This window comes from Bartonella sp. MM97QHHN (assembly GCF_042194285.1).
GTDB lineage: Bacteria > Pseudomonadota > Alphaproteobacteria > Rhizobiales > Rhizobiaceae > Bartonella.
The window spans coordinates 1-2838 of sequence record NZ_JBHIMS010000017.1 but is presented as its reverse complement, the minus strand read 5'-3'; the positions used below and the strand labels follow the sequence as shown (position 1 = coordinate 2838).

Genomic DNA, 2838 nt, shown 5'->3' with positions numbered 1-2838 from the left:
ACAAACTCTTGCGTTCCATAGGTTCCTTCAATCCGAAACCGTGGTCCATGACCAATACGTACATACCATATGATTTTACCATGGCGTGTGCGTTCACGAACAAGATGCGGTGGACGGCGTTTTGGCATGGCTAAAACTTTATACCGTCAACAGAGGGACACGATTTGCTGGTATCGTAGTCTTTTTGTTCATTTTCAAGCGGTGGAAAATCGTCAATGCTATAAGTATTATCTATCGTTCTGGGTGTTACGATTTTATTGATATGAATTAATAATTCACCAGTAGGCTTGATTTCTACAACCTCTGCTCCTTGTTTTTTAGCTTCTCGTAAAGCACGTGCAATGGCTGGTTGTGTTATAGTAGGTTGGCGGTGTGCCATATCTGTTCCCCTTCATTTTAGATGCAATTCCCCCGTGGCGTGAATCACGCTGGTGTTTAAAAGTTGGTTTTTCGGTGTTAGAAACGGCTTATAGAGATACTATAAGATTAGTAGTTCGTTATTTTCTCATCTGGTTTTTTCTCTAGTTGAGATTCTTCTATCGTCATCAATCCAGTCGTTCCAACATACACATGCATCACCGTAAATTTTTGCATGACCGTAAACATGCGCATCACCGTAAACATGCGCATCACCGTAAACACGCGCCCTATCGTAAATGTATGGCTCNGTAAACATGCGCATCACCGTAAACACGCGCCCTATCGTAAATGTATGGCTCTTCGTAAACTTGTGCATTGCCATAAACTTCTGCATTATCAAAAACGTGCGGTTCACCGCAAATATATGCATCACCGTAAACTTCTGCATGACCGTAAATGCACGGTTCATCGAAAACTTCTGCTTTGCCATAAATACGAGAATTGTCGTAAACCTCGGCATAACCGTAAACATGTGCATTTTCGTAAACCTTAGCATCATCATAAACCTTGGCATAACCCCCAACCCAGCAATTGCCATCATGACTTAGATTGTCTTCTTTCTCGATATAGCCGCCAAGATCACCTTTCTTGACGTCCTCCAAATCTCTCAATGCACGAATGCGGCGGAGCGTTTTGCGCCCAACTTCGATTGTTTCATCAGTCAGTTCATATTTTTTCATGGTTTATTGCCTCTCACCTGTTGAAATAATTTCATCATTGATGATCTCTGCGTTTCCCTGAATAAATGCTTCACCACAGATTTTGGCATTTCCCCCAACTTTTGCTCTGATGGAAATCAATGGAATGTTATAAATTTTAGCATTTCCATAAATTTTAGCTTTTCCACTAATAAACGCACCACCGGAAACTTGTGCATTCTCGTAGATTTGTGCACTGGCAAAAACATGAGCATGTCCAAAAATCTGAGCATTGCCAAAAATATTAGTTTGTCCGGTAATACATGCACTACCAAAAATACATGCATTTTCGTAAATATCAGCAATATTATCAATATAAGCATTATCAAAAACCTTGGCTTTGTCATAAACTCTTGCAAAACCATCAGCACAAGCGTTTCCATAAACATGTGCATCTCCCAAAACCTTGGCATAACCATAGATTTTTGCATCATCACCAACCCAGCAATTGCCATCATGTGAAAGATTGCTTTCATTTTGTATAAAACCGCCAAGATTTCCTTTTTTGACGTCTCCAAAATTTTTTAATGCACGAATGCGGTGAAGAGTTTTTCCTCTAAACTCAATTGTTTCATCAGTAAGTTCATATTTCTTTTCCATGGTTTATTTCCTTGATTTGCGTACAATTCACCCATTTCGTGAATCACGCATGACTTAAAAGTGTTAAGAAGGGTGGTGGTGCTAGGAGGCATTTGTGAAGAGAAGCACCTCCATATGTAAAAAATCTGTAAGTTTATTTTTTAGATGTGTTTAATTTCATATTTCCAATCAGGCAATTGAGTAAGAGCTAATGCGAGTTGTCCTCTATGACACATGCATACATTGGCTTCAAAACAGGTGATTGCAACGCGCTTTTTGTTTAAAAAAATTTGATATAATTTGTTTATTGCACAAAAATTATTCTTGAGAGTTGTATTTTGATAATTTTTAAAAAGGCGGTCATAATCTTTTTGTGTTTTCAAATTTCTTCGTTTTTCAGAAGCAATTCCAAGTTCAGGCATATGCATATATTCAATATCAATATTGCTCACAGCTTTCTCTAATTGTCTTTTCGAAAATCCGTGTTTTCTACTTATTGGATTTTTACGAACATCACATAAAGTTTTGATATTGTTTTCTATGAGACAACTAAGATAATCCTCAAGGGACTTACCTTCATAGCCAATGGTAAAAAAACAAAATTCCTCATCTTTAGCAGGCTGTATGATAATATGTTTAGTGTTACACACGTTTAATTTCCTTGGTAAATGGGTGGGAGTGCTGGGAGGAGAGAGCACCCCCATAGATTTAAGCAGCTTTTGCCAAAATCTTTTGCATCTCTTGTTCTATTTCCCCTAAAAAGATTTCGACAGCTTTATTGATCTCTTCAATGTGTTTCTCATCGCGGTTGACGCGTTTGATTTTCATTCTCAAACCAGTAGATTTGCCTACAAAGTTTGGATTATAGCTCATGAAATCACACCATTTGCGTCCAGTGCATGCCATTTGGAATTGCATCTGTGCGATATATTCAGGTTTGATTTCGTCATAAATAAAAAAACGAAGATGGGTTGTTGATTGTGGACATTTGACTTCGATTAAACCGTCCTCTCCAATCAACCCATCAGGACTAGCCCCCGCCATTTCTATTTTGGGGTGGGGGATAAACCCGCATCTTGTGACTTCTGCGTCATAAATGAATTCATATTCTCTTAAGGCATTCTCTTCATGTTCAATGCCC

General features: G+C 38.5%; 5 protein-coding genes and 1 pseudogene. All 6 read right to left on the bottom strand.

What is annotated here, in order from left to right; translation table 11 throughout:
• Window positions 1-128: pseudogene (locus ACFIJW_RS00285) on the bottom strand (integrase); the annotation flags it as partial.
• Between the two features lie 2 nt (window positions 129-130).
• Window positions 131-379: a hypothetical protein gene (locus tag ACFIJW_RS00280; protein WP_375632710.1), complete on the bottom strand. Its 249-nt coding sequence runs from the start codon at window positions 377-379 to the stop codon at window positions 131-133.
• Between the two features lie 268 nt (window positions 380-647).
• Entirely contained in the window at window positions 648-1100 is a 453-nt protein-coding gene (locus ACFIJW_RS00275) for a hypothetical protein (RefSeq protein ID WP_375632708.1), read from the bottom strand.
• A gap of 3 nt (window positions 1101-1103) precedes the next feature.
• On the bottom strand, window positions 1104-1718 hold the full coding sequence (locus ACFIJW_RS00270) for a hypothetical protein (RefSeq protein ID WP_375632707.1): 615 nt from the start codon (window positions 1716-1718) through the stop codon (window positions 1104-1106).
• Window positions 1719-1858: 140 nt separating this feature from the next.
• Window positions 1859-2347: a DUF488 family protein gene (locus tag ACFIJW_RS00265; RefSeq protein WP_375606918.1), complete on the bottom strand. Its 489-nt coding sequence runs from the start codon at window positions 2345-2347 to the stop codon at window positions 1859-1861.
• Between the two features lie 58 nt (window positions 2348-2405).
• A partial coding sequence (locus ACFIJW_RS00260; protein WP_375632705.1) for a lambda exonuclease family protein occupies window positions 2406-2838 on the bottom strand: 433 nt, incomplete at its 5' end.